This is a genomic window from Pseudoalteromonas sp. P1-26, from assembly GCF_001401795.1.
In the GTDB taxonomy this organism is placed as follows: Bacteria; Pseudomonadota; Gammaproteobacteria; order Enterobacterales; family Alteromonadaceae; genus Pseudoalteromonas.
Genome location: NZ_LKDX01000156.1, coordinates 1 through 341, shown reverse-complemented (window position 1 = coordinate 341; position 341 = coordinate 1). Strand labels below are relative to the sequence as shown.

At 49.9% G+C, this 341-nt stretch carries 1 tRNA gene; it reads left to right on the top strand.

Annotated elements, in window-relative coordinates:
• The first annotated feature begins 145 nt into the window (after positions 1 to 145).
• Positions 146 to 221 (top strand) — tRNA-Gly (locus tag AN394_RS21365).
• Positions 222 to 341 lie beyond the last annotated feature (120 nt).

Here is a 341-nt window from a genome sequence, read left to right as displayed (position 1 = left end):
CCCGGGTGGTGGAATTGGTAGACACAAGGGATTTAAAATCCCTCGCTGGTAACAGCGTGCCGGTTCAAGTCCGGCCCCGGGCACCATTTGTGGTTAACTACAATACCAAATGTAGTTATAAAAATAATATTAGAGTTAATATGATGCGGCACTAGCTCAGTTGGTAGAGCGCAACCTTGCCAAGGTTGAGGTCACGAGTTCGAGCCTCGTGTGCCGCTCCATATTAGCTTTATCCACTTGCTTTAAATAGCAAACCCGATGCCCGGGTGGTGGAATTGGTAGACACAAGGGATTTAAAATCCCTCGCTGGTAACAGCGTGCCGGTTCAAGTCCGGCCCCGG